Here is a 16,694-nt window from a genome sequence, read left to right as displayed (position 1 = left end):
ACGACGGGGGTGTCCGTGCTCTCTGAACTCGCCTTTTCCGCCGACGATCTGGCGCTCACCCGCTTCGCGGTCTCACCGATGTGGGAGGTGGTCGCCGGCTTCCGGCTGCTCGTGTCGCGGGCCGCCCACCCCGTCCACCGCCCCTGGATCGACCAGGTCCGGAGGCGGGTGGACGACGCCGGGCTGACGGCCGGGTGGCTGGCCGAACTCGTCCCGCCGCAGAACTACCTCTGCGACTTCCTCACCCCGTTCCCGGCCGAGTCGGCGCCGTCCCTCGACGCCGAACTGGCCGCTATCCGGGCCACACCCGCCGCGCACGTCCGCCACGATGTCGGCAAGCTCCGCCGGGACTCCGCACGGATCCGGGCACTGCGCACCGATCCGGAACAGTGGCTGCCGCAGATCACGGAGGAGATCGAGACCTTCTGGGAGCTCGCACTCGCCCCCTACTGGGCGAAGATCCGCGCGGTTCTGGACGCGGAGGTCTTCCACCGCGCCCGCCAGGTCGCCGAATACGGGACCGCGCGCCTCTTCAACGACCTTCACGCGACGGTGAGCTGGGACGACAGCACCCTCCGGCTGGTCCGCCGGTGCTGTGTCCTGTCCCGGCAGACCGCGGGCCCGGGGCTGCTGCTCGTCCCGTCCGTGTTCGCCGCCGGCGTCCTGACCTGGATGCGGCTCCCCGACCCGCCGCAGCTCGCCTACCCCGCCCGCGGCACCGGCACCCTGTGGGAACGGCGGCCGCCGGCCCGGGCCGAGGCCATCGCCGCGGTCCTCGGCCGCTCCCGGACCCGGCTGCTGACCGAGCTCGCGGCCCCCGCCTCCACCACCGAACTCGCCGGCCGCACCGGCATCTCCGCCGCCGGCGTCTCCCAGCACCTGGCGGCGCTGCGCGGGGCGGGCATGGTCAGCGCGCACCGCGCCGGACGGTCCGTCCTCTACGCCCGGACGGCCGTCGCCGAGACGCTGCTCACGGCGGCGGGTTGAGGCCGTGCCCCGGCGGTCGCGCAGGGTGGGGAGGGCAGGGCGCGGAACGGTGGCTTCCGGCCTCTCGCCGGTGGGGCGCGCACACCGGCGGGTTAGTGTCGGGAGAGACGTGCGCGCGTCTCCAGATGTCTTTGATGCAGGTTGACGCAGTTCAGTGCGGATCGATGCGGAGGTTGCCGGCATGGCAGCGATGAGTGCAGTGACACGGGTTCCGGCGTCCGTGGTAGCCGCGGCCGGGCTCGTCGGCGGGTACAGCGTGGCCCGGCTGACCAAGAAGCGGCCCCTCGGCGGAATCGCCCTCGGCGCGGCCGGCGTGGTGGCGGCCCGCCGGTGGGCCGCCACGGTGGGGTCCGGCAAGGCCGCCGCTCTGACCGGGCTGTACGTGTCCGCGTTCGCCGGCTCCCACCCGCTGGCCAAGAAGGTCGGCGCCTGGCCGTCCGTCCTGGGCGTGGCCGGCACCGTCGCGCTCGCCTCCTGGGGCGTGGAGCGCATGGCGTCGCGCGAGGGCTGACAGCGCGCGGGAGCGGAGGCGGGGGCAGGCTCGGGGCGCGGACGAGCGCGCCCGCCCCTGAGCGCGCCCCTGCCGCGCCCCGCACCCCGTCCGCTACGCCGACGCCTCCGTCAGCCGCGCCAGCTCCTCCTCCGTCAGCCGCAGATCCGCCAGTGCCAGCAGCGGCGGCAGCTGCTCGACGGTCCGGGCGCTCGCCAGCGGCGTCGCGACCGTCGGCCGGCTCGCCAGCCAGGCCAGGGCCACCGTGGCGACCTCCGCGTCGTGTGCGGCGGCGATCTCGTCGAGGGCGGCCAGCACCCGCAGGCCGCGTTCCGTCTTCAGGTGCCTGGCGGCGCCCTCCGCGCGGGCACTGTCGACGGCCGCGTCCGGCCGATACTTGCCGGTCAGGAAGCCGGAGGCCAGGGCGTAGTACGGGACGGCGGCAAGGCCGTGCCGGGCGGCGACCTCGGCGAGCGGGCCCTCGTAGCTGTCGCGCGCGACGAGGTTGTACTCGGGCTGGATCGCGACGTACTTGGCGAGCCCGGCGGAGTCGCTGAACTCCAGGGCGCGGGCCAGCCGTTCGGGAGTGACGTTGGAGGCCGCGATCTCGCGGACCTTGCCCTCCTTCACCAGCCCGTCGAGCGTGGCGATGTAGTCCTCGACCGGCAGCGACGGGTCGTCGTAGTGCGTGTAGTACAGGTCGATGTAGTCGGTGCGCAGCCGGCGCAGGGAGGCCTCGACGCCCTCCTTGATGACGGCCGCGGAGAGGCCCGGCCGTTCCGGGTAGCCCGCGCCGACCTTGGTGGCCACCACGATGTCGTCGCGGTTGCGGCGGGAGGCCAGCCAGTCGCCGATGATGGTCTCGGACTCGCCCCCGGAGTTGCCGGGGACCCAGGCCGAGTAGGCGTCCGCGGTGTCAATGAAGTTGCCGCCGGCCGCGGTGTAGGCGTCCAGGACGGCGAACGACCGGTCCTTGTCGGCCGTCCAGCCGAAGACGTTGCCGCCGAGGGCGAGCGGGTGGACGGAGAGACTGCCGATCTTCCGGGTGTGCTGACGGTGCTTGTCGGTCATGTCCTGTTCCAGCGTGGCGTGTCCGGAGCGTATTCCTCCGCTGACTTGTGCGTGCGTGGCTCCCGTACCCACGCGTGACTCCCGTACGCGCCCGCCCCCGCTACTCCTCCGACACCGGCGCCGGTGCCGGCTCCCCGCCCGTCCCGGCCCTGAGGGTGCTGCTCCAGCGCGCCGATGAAGACGGCGAAGACGACGAAGGCGACGCAGACGGTGAAGACGGTGAAGAGGGTGAAGACGAAGTCTGCGAGGGCGGCAGCGGTTCGGGCTGGACGGAGAGCGGGGTGGCGATGTCCTCCAGGGAGCGGCCCTCGGCGCGTACCGCCAGGAAGGCGGCGGTCACCCCGGCCAGGCACATCAAGGTCGCGCCGATCTGGAAGGCCAGCACCGCGTCGCTCACCACACCCGTGGTCGTCAGCTGGGCGAAGAGCAGGGGGCCGCTGATGCCGCCGGCCGCCGTGCCCACCGCGTAGAAGAAGGCGATGGCCATGGCCCGTGTCTCCGTCGGGAACACCTCCGAGACCGTGAGGTAGGCGCTGCTCGCGCCGGCGGAGGCGAAGAAGAGGACGACGCACCAGCAGGCGGTCAGGGTGTTCGCGGTCAGGTGGCCGGCGTCGAAGAGCCAGGCGGTGACGAAGAGCAGCGCTCCGGACAGCAGGAACGTGGACGAGATCATCACGCGCCGGCCGATGGTGTCGAACAGTTTGCCGAGGAAAAGCGGGCCGAGGAAATTGCCCAGCGCCATGACCGCGAAGAAGTATCCGGTCCGCGCGGTGGCGACGCCGAAGAACTTGGTGAGGATCTCCCCGAATCCGAAGGTGATGGCATTGTAGAGGAACGCCTGCCCGATGAAGAGGACGAGGCCGAGAACGGCGCGCCGCCGGTAGTCCGTGAAGACCGTCCGGGCGATGGCCCGGAATCCCGTGCGCTTGCGCTGGCGAATGGTGATCCGCCCGGCGGCCGGGGCGAGCTTGATGCCCTTGTCCGCCTCGATGCGCCGCTCGATGGCGTCGACCAGCCGTTCGGCCTCCTCCGCCTTTCCGTGAATGAACAGCCAGCGGGGGCTTTCCGGAACCTGACGGCGGACGAGCAGGATGACGAGGCCGAGCACCACACCCAGCCCGAACGTCAGCCGCCAGCCGATGTCCTTGGGGAAGATCCGGGTGTCCAGGAGGACGATCGACAGCAGCGATCCGGCGATGGCGCCCAGCCAGAAGCTGCCGTTGATGACGAGGTCGACGCGGCCCCGGTAGCGGGCCGGGATCAGCTCGTCGACGGCCGAGTTGATGGCCGCGTACTCGCCGCCGATGCCGAATCCGGTGAGGAAGCGGAAGGCGAAGAACCACCAGGACGAGTACGAGAACGCCGTCAGGGCCGTCGCCCCCAGGTAGACCGCGAGGGTCACCATGAACAGCCTTTTACGGCCGAACCGGTCGGTCAGCCGGCCGAAGAACAGCGCCCCCAGGCAGGCGCCCGTCACATAGAGCGCGGCGGCCACACCGGTCACCTGGGCCCCGGTGATGGGCAGTCCGCTCCCGTGCTCGGAGAGGCGTCCCGCGATGTTGCCGACGACCGTGACCTCCAGGCCGTCGAGGATCCAGACCGTGCCCAGCCCGATCACCACAGTCCAGTGCCACCGGGACCAGGGCAGCCGGTCCAGGCGCGCGGGCACAGAAGTGCTGATGGTCGCGGTCGTCACACAATCTGAGTTCCCGATCGCACTCGGAACATTCGCGGCAAATTTCCGGATCGGGGTGCGGGAGGACGATAACGGCGCACGGCCGGCCCTTCGAGCCCCGGGCCCGCGCGGGCGGCGCCCGCCACCACCGCGGGCCCGGCGTCCGGTGTGCGCGGCCTACGGGCGCAGGCCCTTCGACCGCAGCCAGTGCAGCGGATCGACGGGGTGCCCACCGTGCGGCCGGACCTCCAGGTGCAGGTGCGCCCCGGTGACGTTGCCCGTCGCCCCGACCCGGCCGATGACCTGCCCGGCGGCGACCTTGCCCTTCGTCCTGACCATCGACGACAGGTGGCAGAACCACACCTCCGTCCCGTCGTCGAGGCGCAGCACGATGCGGTAGCCGTACGAGCCGGCCCAGCCGGCGTGGGTGATCGTGCCCCCGTGCACCGCCTTGACCGGAGTGCCTGTGGGGGCGGCGAAGTCCGTGCCGGTGTGCCGGTGGGACCACATGCCGCCGGCCTGGCCGAAGCGGGCGGTGATCCGGTACGAGGAGACCGGCAGGACGTAGGTGCGCTTGGCCCGCGCGGCGGTGATCCGCTCGGCGGCGCGCCGCGCCTCGGCCTGGGCCTGGCCGGTCGCCTTGACCACCGACGACTGGGCCGCGGCCGTGGACTCCGCCCGGGCCTTCGGCGCGTTCCCCGCGGCGTGCGGCCGGCCGGCGTGCGCCGCGCTCTCGGCACGCTGCGACGCCGTGGGGTGCGCGGTGGCGGCACGGGCGGTCGCGGCGTGCGCCGCCTGCGCCGCGCCGCGGGCCTTCCGGTCCGCCGTGGCCTTCGCCGCCGCCATCCGCTGGGCGTCCGCGGCGGCCCGCTCCTCCGCCTCCTGCGTCGCCTGCGCCTTGGGCGTCGCCTGCGTCTCATGCACCTGCTGCGCCTGCTGCGCCTCGTGCGTCGCCTCGGCGCCGGCGGACTGCCGCTGGTGATCGGCCTGCTGGAGGATGCGGGCGCGCAGCGCCTCACCGGCGTCGGACGCGTCGGAAGCGTCGGACGTGGTGGAGGTGGGGGACGCAGCGGAAGCGGCAGGAGCATCGGCGAGACCCGACTGATGCGCACCAGTCGGCTGCGCGTCGGACTCGACGTGCGCCGGGGCGACGGCCTCCGGGGCGCCGCCCTCGTCGTCGTCCCCGTCGTCGATCAGGTACGGGCCCGCGCCCGGCAGGTGGGAGACGTCCGGCACGGATATGGCCGCCGGGCGCTCCTGCGCGCTGGCCATGCCGCCGGCGCCGACCGCGGCGATCACGCCGACGCCGAGCACCGCGCCGCTGCGGGCCATGGAGCCGCCGCGCTGCTTGGGGACCCGGTGCCGGCCGCGGACCGGAGGCTCGTACTCCGTACCGGACCCGGGCCCGGACCCGGCCGGAGTCACGGATTCCGCGTCCATACCGCCGTCCGTCGCACTCGCCCCGGCCTCTCCCTGCGGGGCAATGCCGTCGTAGGAGCCGGCAGTACCGAATACGTCGTAGGCGTCGTAAGCGTCGTAGGCGTCGTAGGCGTCATGGGGAGCGGAAGAGCCGGGCGCATCGAAAGAGTCGTACGAGCCATACGAGTCATACGAGCCGTACGAGCCCTGAGCTTCGAACGGGCCGTCGACGCCGCCGGGAGGGGGCGGGACGGGGGAGGAGCCGGGTTCGTCCCCGTAGGGGGACTCCGCCCAGGAGCCGTGCGAACCGTCTCCGCCTGCGGACCTGTTGGACGCCACGGGGGCGCTCTCCTTTCCTTCCCTCTCGCCTGCCGCGTCAGCGGTGGAAGTCCCCGGGACGTTCGGGCACCGGGAGGGTGCGGAGCAGGCCGGAGAAGGACGTCCCCTACGGGCCGGGCACGGCCCGGTGCGATCCCGAGGGCTGGTGGTTCCCCGGTTCCCTCTCGTGCCCACGGGCCCGTACCCACGGGATTCGGCGAAAGCGCGCGGTGCCGCTTTGTGCGGCGGTATGAGGAACGCGCTGCGTTATCGAACGTTAATAGACAGGACTGGTTGTTTCCAAGCCGAAAGCGTGAATCCACGGGCCCGTTGGCAAGATCTGCCGGCGATATCCACTGATGGTGTGTCACTCGTTATGCAGCGTGGCGGCGGTGCGGCGCGGTACGGGCGGGTGGTGGTGCTCGGTGCGCCGGACGGCCAGCAGGGCCATGTCGTCGTCACCGTGCCCGCCTGTGTGCCGGTCGACGTCGGCCACGAGGTGGTCGAGCAGGGCGTCCGGGCTCCGGAACCGCCGTCCCGCGAGCCGCCGCAGGGGGTCGTAGAAGGCGCCCGCCGCGTCCCGCGCCTCCGTCACCCCGTCGGTGAACAGCAGCAGCGTCGCCCCCGGCGGGAACGGGCGCTCCTCCACCCGGTCCGGCCCCTCCCCCGGATCCCCCAACTCCCCCATGCCCAGCGGCAGTGCGTGCGCGCCCGGCGGGACCTCGGTCACCGTGCCGTCCGGATGCGCCAGCAGCGGGGGCGGGTGGCCGCGGTTCACCAGCCGGACGACCGGGGCGTCGCCGTGCGGCACCTCCGCCAGGACGGCGGTGGTGAAGCCCTCGAACTGGTCGATGCCGGCCCGCCGGCCGCCCTCCCGCCGCAGCGCGCGCTCCAGCCGCAGCGCGACCCCGTCCAGTGTCGGCTCCCCCTCCGCCGCCTCGCGGAACGCGCCGATCAGCACGGCCACGGCCTCCACGGCGCCCAGTCCCTTGCCGCGCACATCGCCGACGATCAGCCGGATGCCGTGCGGGGTGTCCTGGACGGCGTACAGGTCTCCGCCGATCCGGGCGTCGGCCTGCGCCGCCACGTACCGGGCCGCGACGCGCAGCCCGTCGAGCCGGGCCGGCGGGGCGGGCAGGACGGCCCGCTGCGCGGCCTCGGCGATGCCGCGGGCGGAGCGGAGCCGGCTGTCGCTGCGGCGCACCACGCGGTTGATGCCCAGGGCGAGGAGCGAGACGGTCAGCACGGTGACGTTCTCGGTGACCGATTCGCCGGTGCTCGGGGAGCCGCGGTGGACGGTGATGTCCACGGACGCCACCACGGCGATCGCCGCCGTCACGGCGGTGGCCCGGGCGGAGAGCAGCGAGGCGGCGACGAGCGGGGCCGCGGAGAAGAAGGGGGCGGAGTTGTAGTTGGGAGGGGTGAGGAAGGCGAAGACCTCACCCGCGACGAGCAGCACGGCGGGCAGCCAGCAGGCGGCCCGCCACAGCACGTTCGGGGCCGCGTCCGCCGGATGCTCCGCGCGCTCCGGCCTCTCTCGCTTCCCCACCGTGCGCTCCCTGACCCGGCCGGCACCCGACCCGGCCGGCCTCCGCTGCTCCCTCCCAGCGTCGGGGCCGGGAGGGGTGGCGTCCATCGGAGGGGGGGCCGTGCGGGGGGGGCGGCTTACGGCGGGAGGGTCGGTGCGGGGAGGGCGGCGTACGGCGGGTGGGCCCCGCCGGTCCTCAGCCCGCCGACGGCCACTCGACGGCCGCTCGACGGCCGCTCGACGGCCGCTCGACGGCCGCTCAGCCCGCCGACGGCCGCCGCGTACGGCCTCCGCCGCGGGGCGCCGGGGCGGCGCCGTCCGGGCGGGGGCGCCGGCGGGGGCCGCGCGCGCCGGTGGTGCTCTGCTCGGTGCCCGCCTCCGGGCCCGCGCCGGAGCGGCCACGGCCGCGCCCGCGTCCGCGCCCCGAGCGCGAAGAGGACGAGGGAGACGAGGAACCGGACGAGGACGAACCCGAGGACGCCTTGCGGGCCGGGGCCGGCGGGGGCGGCGGCGGAGCGATCACCACGGGCACCCCGCTGGGCTCACGCGCCCCGGTGATCCGGCTGACCTCGGCGTCCGCGGGCTGCACCCGGGACACCTGCGGCGAGATCTTGGCGTTCGCCATCATGCGGGTCATCTCGCGGCGCTGCTCGGGCAGCACCAGGGTGACCACCGTGCCGGACTCCCCCGCGCGGGCCGTGCGGCCGCCGCGGTGCAGGTAATCCTTGTGGTCCACGGGCGGATCGATGTTGACGACCAGGTCCAGGCCGTCGATGTGGATGCCGCGGGCCGCGACGTTGGTCGCGATCAGCGCGGTGACCTGGTCGGTGCGGAACTGCTCCAGGGTCCGGTTGCGCTGCGGCTGGCTCTTGCCGCCGTGCAGCGCCGCCGCGCGGACGCCCTGCGACAGCAGCCGCTTGGTCAGCCGGTCGGCACCGCGCTTGGTGTCCACGAACATGATCACGCGCCCCTCACGGGCGGCGATCCGGGTCACCGTGTCCTTCTTCGTGGTCTCGTCCGCGAGGTGGAACAGGTGGTGCTCCATCGTCACCACCGCGCCCGCCGAGGGGTCCACCGAGTGGGTGACGGGGTCGGTGAGGAAGCGGCGGACGAGCCGGTCGACGTTGCGGTCGAGCGTCGCGGAGAACAGCATCCGCTGGCCGCCCGGCGCGACCTGCTCCAGCAGCCGGGTGACCTGGGGCAGGAAGCCCATGTCGGCCATCTGGTCGGCCTCGTCCAGGACGGTGATCGCCACGTCGGCCAGGGAGCAGTCGCCGCGCTGGATCAGGTCGGCGAGCCGGCCCGGCGTGGCCACGAGCACCTCGGCGCCGCGCGCGAGCTGGTTGGCCTGGCGGCCGATGGACATGCCGCCGACCACGGTGGCCGTCCGCAGGTTCACGGCGGTGGCGTATGGGGCGAGCGAGTCGGTGACCTGCTGGGCCAGCTCACGGGTGGGCACGAGGACGAGCGCGAGCGGCCGGCGGGACTCGGCGCGGCGGCCGGCGGTACGGGCCAGCAGGGCCAGGCCGAAGGCCAGCGTCTTGCCGGAGCCGGTACGGCCACGGCCGAGGACGTCGCGGCCCGCGAGCGAGTTGGGGAGGGTGGCGGCCTGGATCGGGAAGGGCGCGGTGACGCCCTCGCGGGTCAGGGTCGACAGCAGCCCGACGGGCAGGCCGAGGTCCTCGAAGGACTCCACCGGCGGCAGCGCGGGCGTCGTGCTGACCGGAGTCTCGAACTCCGCCGGGGCGGCGGCCGGCGCCGGCTTGCGGCGGGACGGCTGCTGGCCGCCGCGGGGGCGCGGCTGGCGGGCGGGACGGGCGGAGCGGGTCATGCGGGGAACCTTCCCTCAAGGGGGTGGCACGCCCGATGCGGGCTCCCACGTTCCGTATCCGGAGTGAGCCTGGGCGCGCTTGGTGCGGGGGGGGGGCACAATGGGGCCCGCACCCAAATGGTGCGGGCCCCATTGCGTGATGCCTCATGCGGGGCGCGTCCAGCGGTGTGGCGGGACGCGCCGCACGGAGAGCGGCCTAGGGCCGCGTGCGTCAGATGGTGACGATGTTCTCCGCCTGCAGGCCCTTCTGGCCCTGCGTGACGTCGAAGGACACCTTCTGGCCCTCGAGGAGCTCACGGAAGCCGGTGGAGGCGATGTTCGAGTAGTGGGCGAAGACGTCCGGGCCGCCGCCGTCCTGCTCGATGAAGCCGAAGCCCTTTTCCGAGTTGAACCACTTCACGGTGCCAGTAGCCATGTCTATCTCCTTAGGAATGGGATGGGCCCCACGCCGGAATAGACCGGCAAAACAAAAATGCGCCTTCGGCTACATGGCCGAGGCGCACACGAGTTCATGGGTACCACAACTGCAACTTCGTCGACACTAGCACACGCCGAACGGGCCGCGCTGTGACCCCGGTCTCACCCGGTACCGGCCGGGCGGGCGGGCGGCCCGGAACCGCCCACCCCTGCCGCTTCACCGCACCACGCCTATAACTCCACCCCCAGCGCCCGCGCGTGCCGATCCGCCGCCACTTCCGCCTCCGCCTCGTCCAGGTACACCTCGCACACCAGCCGCCCGTCGGACGTCATGTTGTGCTCCAGCTCCCAGAGCGAGACCTCACCCCCGCCCTCCAGCAGGAACGCGTGCTCGTAGAACCGGCACCAGGTGGCGTCCCGGTCGGGACCGCGCCGCCGCGGCTTGGTGATCAGCGCGATGTGGTGGCCCAGGGCGCCCCGCAGGATCTCGCCGACCACCTCGCCCGGCCCGTCCGGGTTCTCGGCCCGGCGCAGCAGCCGCCGGGCGTGGTCGGGGGACGCCTCGGAGACGTACTCGCGGCGGGGCCGCACCGGGCCCATGGCGAGCAGCAGCTCCTCGGCCAGCCAGGCCGGCAGTTCCTCGTCCTCGGCGCCGGGGCCGATGCCGCCGCCGATCCGCTCGTGGACCCGCCGCTCGGCCTCGTCGAGGGCGTCCTCGCGGGCGTACAGCTCGTACAGCAGTTCCCCGCGCGGCCCGGTGTCGTGCTCCAGCTCGTACAGCAGCAGGCTGCTGCCGTCCGCGAGGAGGAAGACGTGCCGGTACGTGTTGCACCGCAGCGGACGGTCGCCGTCGTTGCGCTGCCGGTACGAGCGGAGCTCGGCCTGGTGCATCAGCGCGGTACGCAGCCGCTCCAGCAGCGGCTCGGCGATCTCGAACCCGTTCTGCGCGCGTGCGAGCAGTCCGGCGACGTGCTCGGCGGGTGTCGGGCCACCACCCCGGTTCGCTCCCCCGCCCGTGCGCATCTGCTCCATGCCCCTCGACCTCCCGGCCTTCTCCTGCCCACCCCGCGCACTTACGGTAGCGGCGCGAACACGGGGCAGGGGCGGGTTCGCCGCATCCGCCGGGGCGCCCGTTTGACCGGCGAACGCGCGCCCCTCGGGCCCCCGGCCTACAGTCGAAGGCGTGTGCCGGGCACCGTGCGGGGCCCGTGGCACCGCCCACCGGGACCCGACGCGCAGGAGGCCGCCGTGACCGCCGCCCCGCCCCCCGAGGAACTCAGCGAGCCGGTCGTCCGCGCGCTCGTCGTCGCCATGCGCGACGGCGACCGGGACGCCTTCTACGCCGCCTTCGCCGCCAACGCCGAGCTCACCGACGACGGCGCCCTCCAGGACCTGCGCTCCTGGGCGGAACGAGAGGTGTTCGAGGCGCGCGGGCGGCTGGAGGTGGCGGAGGAGCGGCAGCACGGGCGGTACCTGCTCGGCCGCTTCCGCTCGGACCGGGCGGATCTGCACGGAACGTACTGGCACTTCCAGATCACCGACGGACGGATCACCCGGCTCGACGTCGGCCAGGGCTGAGAGGCCCGGCCAACGGGCCGGGGGCATCGACGAGCCGGGGACATCGACGAGCCGGGGACATCGACGAGCCGAGGGCACCGGCAGGCCGAGGGCACCGGCAGGCCGAGGGCACCGACGGACCGGAGGGCGCAGGCAGACCTAAAGGGCCCGGGCAGACCCGGAGAGCACAGGCGGACCCCGAGGGCACAGGACCCGCCAAGCGTGCAGATGTTGTGCACACGGCCGGCGCCGAGGCAACCCGCGCCCCGGCCCCCTCTTCTTACCGCCGGTGGGAGGCGACCGCCTTCCCGGGGTCAGAGGAGGACCGAGATGCCCCCGTACGAGACGCCCCTGCGCTCCCCGCGGACCCTCAGCCGTCCGCCGCGCCCCGCCGGCCACCGGGTCACCCTGGACTACCGGCGGCGCACGGCCGTCGTCGACGGCCGGGAACTGCGGCTCACCGGCCGGGAGTTCGAGCTCCTCGCGCATCTGGTCGGCCGCCCGGACCAGGTGCACACCCGGCGCCAGCTGCTGGCCTCGGTCTGGGGACCGACCTGCGTCGGCGGCGGACGCACCGTGGACGTCCACATCGCCCGGCTGCGCGGCAAGTTGGGGCCGGGGTACCGCGAGACGATCGTGACGGTGCGGCACGTCGGATACGCGTACGACCCGTCACGCGCGGCGGCGCCCGAGGTCCCGTGAGCCGGCGACCCGATGCCCGACCCGACGACCGGCCCGGCGACCGGGCGACCCGGCGCGGTGACGAAGTCCGTAAATCGCCGACCGTCACCGCGGAAGCGCGGGGCCTGTGCCGTGAATCACTCCCGGCCCCCGCGAAGGGCATTCGGACGGCGGCCCTCCGGAAGCCCGCCCGTCTCACCACCGCCGCCTTTGCCCGATCGTCGGCATTTCGGCCGGACATCGGACGGGACGACGATCCCGCCGGCCCCAATAACGCCACGAAGCCCAGGTCAGATGTCTCTGACCTGGGCTCCCGTGGTAGGCCGTGTGGGACTCGAACCCACAACCAATGGATTAAAAGTCCACTGCTCTGCCAATTGAGCTAACGGCCCGCACCCCGCAGCATAGCCCGGCGGGGCGCCGGATCCCGAGTCGTTATCCCCGGCACTTTTCCGGAAGGGCTCCAGGAAGGAGCCCTTCCGCTACCGGGGCGCCGTACGGGCCCTCAGTTCCGCTGGTGGGAAGGGTGCTTGCCCTTCCCGGCCGAATGATCAGCCGTTGCGCTTCCAGCGCGGCTTGTCGGCACGGCGGTCGAACGACGAGCCGGCGCCGCGGTGGTCGTCGCGGCGGCCGTAGGGGCGGTCACCGCCGCCGGAACGGAAGCCGGAGGACGGACGGTCGTCACGGCGGTCGCGGTTGAACGGACGGTCGCCGCCGCCGGAGCGGTAGCCACCGGACGGGCGGTCGCCGCCGGAACGGAAGCCGGAGGACGGACGGTCGTCACGGCGGAAGCCGCCGGAGTGCCGGTCGTCGCGACGGTCGCGGTTGAACGGACGGTCGTCACGGCGCTCGTCGCGGCGGAACCCGCCACGGTCGCCGCCACGGTCGCCGCCGCGGTCCTCGCGGTCGTCACGGCGGAAGCCACCGGACGGGCGGTCGTCGCGACGGTCGCGGTTGAACGGACGGTCGTCGCGACGCTCGTCGCGGCGGAAGCCACCCGACGGGCGGTCGTCACGGCGGAAACCGGAGGACGGACGGTCGTCACGGCGGTCGTCACGGCGGAAGCCGCCACGGTCACCCCGGTCGTCACGGCGGTCGTCGCGACGGAAGCCGCCACGGTCACCCCCGCGGTCGTCACGGCGGAACCCGCCCCGGTCGCCGCGCTCCTCGCGGTCGTCCCGGCGGAAGCCGCCCGAACGGCGCTCGAAGTTGCCCCGCTCGTCGCGGCGCTCGGTCTGCGCGGGCACCGCGGCGGCGGCAGCGGCCTGTTCCGCGATCCGGGCGGCCTCGGCGGCGGCCTCCTCGGCGGCGGCGGCCACGGCGGCCTCCGGGTCCTCGCCGCGCTCACGGGCGGCGCGGGCCAGCAGGCGGTCGGCCTCCTCGCGCAGCTCGGTGGCGCGGCGCTGGGCGCGCTCCAGCTGGCGGTTGAGGTCGGCCAGGTCGCGCTCCGCCTGCTTGGCGGCGTTCGCGGCCGAGTCGGCCTGCACCTCGGTGAGCGAGCGGGCGCCGGTGATGTCGGCGACCTCCGGGTCGAAGGCGCCGGCGCCGCCGACGATGTGGCGCGAGGCGTCCACGCCCGCGTCCTCCATCAGGCGGAAGATCTGCCGGCGCTGGTGCGGCAGGGCCAGCGAGACGACCGTGCCGGACTGGCCGGCGCGGGCCGTACGGCCGGAGCGGTGCAGGTAGTCCTTGTGGTCGCCGGCCGGGTCCACGTTGAGGACCAGGTCGATGCCGTCGACGTGGATGCCGCGGGCGGCGACGTCGGTGGCGACCAGGCAGTTGACGCGGCCGGCCTTGAAGTCCTCCAGGACGCGGGTACGGGCGCCCTGGGTCATGCCGCCGTGCAGCGCGTCGGCGCGGACACCGGAGTCGAGCAGCTGCTCGGCGACGCGGTCGGCGCCCATCTGGGTGCGGACGAAGATGATGGTGCGGCCCTTGCGGGCGGCGATGGCGGCGGTGACCGGCGCCTTGTCCTTCGGCTTCACGACGAGGACGTGGTGGGTCATCGTGGTGACCGCGCCGGCGGACGGGTCGACCTCGTGGGTGACCGGGTCGACCAGGTAGCGCTTGACCAGGGTGTCGATCTCGTTCTCCAGCGTCGCGGAGAAGAGCAGCCGCTGGCCGCCGGTCGGCACCAGGTCGAGGATCTCGGTGACCTCGGGCAGGAAGCCCATGTCGGCCATCTGGTCGGCCTCGTCGAGGACGGCGACCTGGACCTTGTCGAGCGAGGCGGCACCACGGTTGATGATGTCGCGCAGGCGGCCCGGGGTGGCGACGAGGATGTCGACGCCGCGCTCCAGGGCGTAGATCTGGTTGCCCATGGACGTACCGCCGCAGACGACCTTCATCTTGAGGCCGAGGACGTCGCCGTAGGGCTGGAGGGCGTCGGCGACCTGCATCGCCAGCTCACGGGTCGGGGTGAGGATCAGACCGCGCGGACGCTTCTTCTCGGTGTGACCGCCCGCGAGGATCGACAGCAGCGGCAGACCGAACGAGAGGGTCTTGCCGGAGCCGGTGCGGCCGCGGCCCAGGATGTCCTTGCCGGCCAGGGCGTCCGGGATGGTCGCCGCCTGGATCGGGAAGGGGGTGGTGACGCCGTTCTGGGCGAGCTTGCGGACGATGGCGTCGTCCAGGCCCAGGTCGGCGAAGGTGATCGTCGGCTCGGCGGCGACGTCGGTCGCGACGGCCTCGGCGGTCTCGACGAGCTCAGCGGCCTCGGCGGCCTCAGCGGCCTCAGCGGCCTCGACGATCGTCTCGTCGGCCTCGGGCATGACGGTCTGGTCAGTGGAAATGGACATGCGAAATGCGAAACCTTCCGGAGTTTCGGCACGCGCCCAAGCTCCGTGTCGGCTTCACAAATGACCGCCTCGATGCGGTCAGCCACGGCAAGGTAAGGAACGCGCCACACGGCGCGCATCTGACAGGCGCCGGGCAAATGGGATCAAACGATCTACCACCATACGCACTCGACACCGTCGAGCGCAACCCCACCCTCCCCCGCACCACCGTGACCCGCCCCACAGCGCTCCCGCCGCCCGCCTAGGCGACCGGCCCGGCCTGCGGCGTCGGATGCGGGGCGGGCGACTCGGTGGTGGGCGCGGGCGGCGACGGCGGAACCGGCGGATCCGGGTCGGGGGCCGGCCGGCTGGGCTGCGCGGGCGAGGCGGGCGGCTTCGCGGGGGCGGGGGACGCGCCCGGCGCCGGGGGCTTCTTCCGGTCGCCCGGCTTGGCGGGCTTGCCCTGCGGCGAGGGCGCCGCCGACCCCGCGTCCGCGCCGGCGGACGGAGCGGCGCTCGACGACCCGTCGCGCGCGTCCTTGACCCCCGGGCTCCCGTCGGCGCCCCGCACGCCCTTGGCGTCCGCCCGCTCCGGCCGGCCGTCCGGCGCCGTCTTCCCGCCGTCCGGCCGGGCCCCGGCCTCCCGCTGCCGCCCGGACGCGGAGGGCGTCGGCCGGCCGGGCTCGCTCACGCTCATGCAGCCGCCGAGGGCCAGGGTCGCCACGGCCACCGCCGCGAGGCGGGTGGCGGCCGACCGCAGCCGGCCGGACGCCGGGTGCACCCGGCCCGCGGGGGGTTCGGAGTGCACGGGAATCGCGCGCATGGGAGGGACCGCCTTCGGGACTCGCGGGGACAGGCTCCCTGCCCAACTGGCCCCACACCGCGCAGGACACGCGCCCCGCCGCACCGGCCCGAGACGGAACGCCCGCCTCCGGCCGTATACGCGCCGCGCGGCCCGCCGGAGCGGCGGAGAACACCACGGGCCGGGACGTACGACGCGCGTCCCGGCCGCCCTCGCGCCCGGCCGGCACCCCGCCCGGCCGGCACCCCGCGCGGACGACCGCGCCCGCGGCCGGCGCGCACCGCCGGTCCCGCGCGGCCGCCCGGCCTCAGCCGTACCCGAGCGCGTGCAGCCGCTCGTCGTCGATGCCGAAGTGGTGCGCCACCTCGTGCACCACGGTGACCTCCACCTCCGCCACGACCTCCTCCCGCGTCGCGCACATGCGCAACGTGGGGCCGCGGTAGACGGTGATCCGGTCGGGCAGCACCCCCGCGTACCACTCGCCGCGCTCCGTCAGCGGCGTCCCCTCGTAGAGCCCGAGCAGCTCCGGGTCGTCCGCCGGGGGCTCGTCCTCGACGAACACGGCGACGTTGTCCATCAGCCGCGTCAGCTCCGGCGGGATCCGGTCCAGCCCCTCGGCGACCAGCTCCTCGAACTCCTCGCGCGTCATCTCCAGCACGCTCGCCATTGTCCGCCACGGAGGGCCGCGGCGCGGGGCGCGCGCGGGGCCTTCTCCGGGCGCCACCAGCCCCGCCGCCCTTGGCCTCGGCAAACCGTTTTGGCGTTCGCTCCCGACATCCCATATGCTTCTCACGTCCCCGAGGCGCCGCAAAGCGCCCAGGTGGGCCATTCAGCCCTCATCGTCTAGTGGCCCAGGACGCCGCCCTTTCAAGGCGGTAGCACGGGTTCGAATCCCGTTGGGGGCACGCTGTACCGTGTGCGAGACTAGTGCTCGCACATAGCAAGGTCCTGTGGAGCAGTTTGGAGTGCTCGCCACCCTGTCAAGGTGGAGGCCGCGGGTTCAAATCCCGTCAGGACCGCTGCAAGCGCCTCGGTGCTTGCGTGGCTGGGTAGCTCAGTTGGTACGAGCGTCCGCCTGAAAAGCGGAAGGTCGCCGGTTCGACCCCGGCCCCAGCCACTGTGAGGCCCCCGTCTTCGGACG

Annotated in this window: 14 protein-coding genes and 4 tRNA genes; 7 read left to right on the top strand and 11 right to left on the bottom strand. The window is 73.9% G+C overall.

The genetic code is table 11. The features are described from left to right. Positions 1–9 precede the first annotated feature (9 nt). Both K7I03_RS17465 and K7I03_RS17460 read left to right on the top strand, forming a co-directional pair. Positions 10–987, top strand: a complete 978-nt coding sequence (locus K7I03_RS17465; RefSeq protein ID WP_185944409.1) for an ArsR/SmtB family transcription factor — start codon at positions 10–12, stop codon at positions 985–987. A gap of 199 nt (positions 988–1,186) precedes the next feature. Continuing rightward, positions 1,187–1,498 carry a hypothetical protein gene (locus K7I03_RS17460; RefSeq protein WP_185944436.1) on the top strand — a complete coding sequence of 104 codons (312 nt, stop codon included), beginning with the start codon at positions 1,187–1,189 and terminating at the stop codon, positions 1,496–1,498. A gap of 93 nt (positions 1,499–1,591) precedes the next feature. Here K7I03_RS17460 and K7I03_RS17455 read toward each other — a convergent pair whose 3' ends face one another. From K7I03_RS17455 to K7I03_RS17425, 7 genes are all read right to left on the bottom strand, one after another. Then, on the bottom strand, positions 1,592–2,548 hold the full coding sequence (locus K7I03_RS17455) for an aldo/keto reductase (RefSeq protein WP_185944408.1): 957 nt from the start codon (positions 2,546–2,548) through the stop codon (positions 1,592–1,594). Positions 2,549–2,648: 100 nt separating this feature from the next. Next, complete coding sequence (locus K7I03_RS17450) at positions 2,649–4,244, bottom strand: MFS transporter (RefSeq protein WP_224347093.1); 1,596 nt, start codon at positions 4,242–4,244, stop codon at positions 2,649–2,651. Positions 4,245–4,400: 156 nt separating this feature from the next. Continuing rightward, on the bottom strand, positions 4,401–5,981 hold the full coding sequence (locus K7I03_RS17445) for a peptidoglycan DD-metalloendopeptidase family protein (protein ID WP_224347092.1): 1,581 nt from the start codon (positions 5,979–5,981) through the stop codon (positions 4,401–4,403). A gap of 346 nt (positions 5,982–6,327) precedes the next feature. After that, a complete protein-coding gene (locus tag K7I03_RS17440) occupies positions 6,328–7,509 on the bottom strand; it encodes a PP2C family protein-serine/threonine phosphatase (protein WP_185944407.1) in 1,182 nt (393 codons plus the stop codon). Positions 7,510–7,747: 238 nt separating this feature from the next. Then, the gene (locus K7I03_RS17435; RefSeq protein WP_185944406.1) at positions 7,748–9,319 is read right to left on the bottom strand and encodes a DEAD/DEAH box helicase; all 1,572 of its coding nucleotides are present in this window, start codon (positions 9,317–9,319) and stop codon (positions 7,748–7,750) included. 211 nt (positions 9,320–9,530) lie between these two features. Further along, positions 9,531–9,734: a cold-shock protein gene (locus K7I03_RS17430; protein WP_004954428.1), complete on the bottom strand. Its 204-nt coding sequence runs from the start codon at positions 9,732–9,734 to the stop codon at positions 9,531–9,533. A 233-nt stretch (positions 9,735–9,967) separates the two neighbouring features. Next, complete coding sequence (locus tag K7I03_RS17425) at positions 9,968–10,768, bottom strand: DUF6227 family protein (RefSeq protein WP_185944405.1); 801 nt, start codon at positions 10,766–10,768, stop codon at positions 9,968–9,970. Between the two features lie 216 nt (positions 10,769–10,984). Here K7I03_RS17425 and K7I03_RS17420 point away from each other — a divergent pair, with 216 nt between their 5' ends. Next, on the top strand, positions 10,985–11,314 hold the full coding sequence (locus tag K7I03_RS17420; RefSeq protein ID WP_224347091.1) for a nuclear transport factor 2 family protein: 330 nt from the start codon (positions 10,985–10,987) through the stop codon (positions 11,312–11,314). A 309-nt stretch (positions 11,315–11,623) separates the two neighbouring features. Then, positions 11,624–11,995: a winged helix-turn-helix domain-containing protein gene (locus tag K7I03_RS17415; RefSeq protein ID WP_185944403.1), complete on the top strand. Its 372-nt coding sequence runs from the start codon at positions 11,624–11,626 to the stop codon at positions 11,993–11,995. Positions 11,996–12,290: 295 nt separating this feature from the next. On the opposite strand, the gene K7I03_RS17410 is transcribed toward K7I03_RS17415, so the two are convergent. The 4 genes from K7I03_RS17410 to K7I03_RS17395 form a co-directional block, all read right to left on the bottom strand. Further along, positions 12,291–12,366: transfer RNA gene (locus tag K7I03_RS17410), tRNA-Lys, on the bottom strand. A gap of 159 nt (positions 12,367–12,525) precedes the next feature. Next, complete coding sequence (locus tag K7I03_RS17405) at positions 12,526–14,772, bottom strand: DEAD/DEAH box helicase (protein WP_185944402.1); 2,247 nt, start codon at positions 14,770–14,772, stop codon at positions 12,526–12,528. A gap of 241 nt (positions 14,773–15,013) precedes the next feature. Then, positions 15,014–15,574: a hypothetical protein gene (locus K7I03_RS17400; RefSeq protein WP_185944401.1), complete on the bottom strand. Its 561-nt coding sequence runs from the start codon at positions 15,572–15,574 to the stop codon at positions 15,014–15,016. Between the two features lie 286 nt (positions 15,575–15,860). After that, positions 15,861–16,211 (bottom strand): metallopeptidase family protein, encoded by a 351-nt coding sequence (locus tag K7I03_RS17395; RefSeq protein WP_004947857.1) that lies wholly within the window; start codon positions 16,209–16,211, stop codon positions 15,861–15,863. Positions 16,212–16,385: 174 nt separating this feature from the next. Here K7I03_RS17395 and K7I03_RS17390 point away from each other — a divergent pair. The 3 genes from K7I03_RS17390 to K7I03_RS17380 all read left to right on the top strand — a co-directional run bounded on the left by K7I03_RS17390 (position 16,386) and on the right by K7I03_RS17380 (position 16,670). Continuing rightward, positions 16,386–16,458: transfer RNA gene (locus K7I03_RS17390), tRNA-Glu, on the top strand. A 39-nt stretch (positions 16,459–16,497) separates the two neighbouring features. Beyond that, a tRNA-Asp gene (locus K7I03_RS17385) sits at positions 16,498–16,572 on the top strand. A 24-nt stretch (positions 16,573–16,596) separates the two neighbouring features. Then, positions 16,597–16,670 (top strand) — tRNA-Phe (locus K7I03_RS17380). The last annotated feature ends 24 nt before the right edge of the window (positions 16,671–16,694 follow it).

This window comes from Streptomyces mobaraensis (genome assembly GCF_020099395.1).
GTDB lineage: Bacteria > Actinomycetota > Actinomycetes > Streptomycetales > Streptomycetaceae > Streptomyces.
This window is presented reverse-complemented; position numbering and strand designations above follow the sequence as displayed.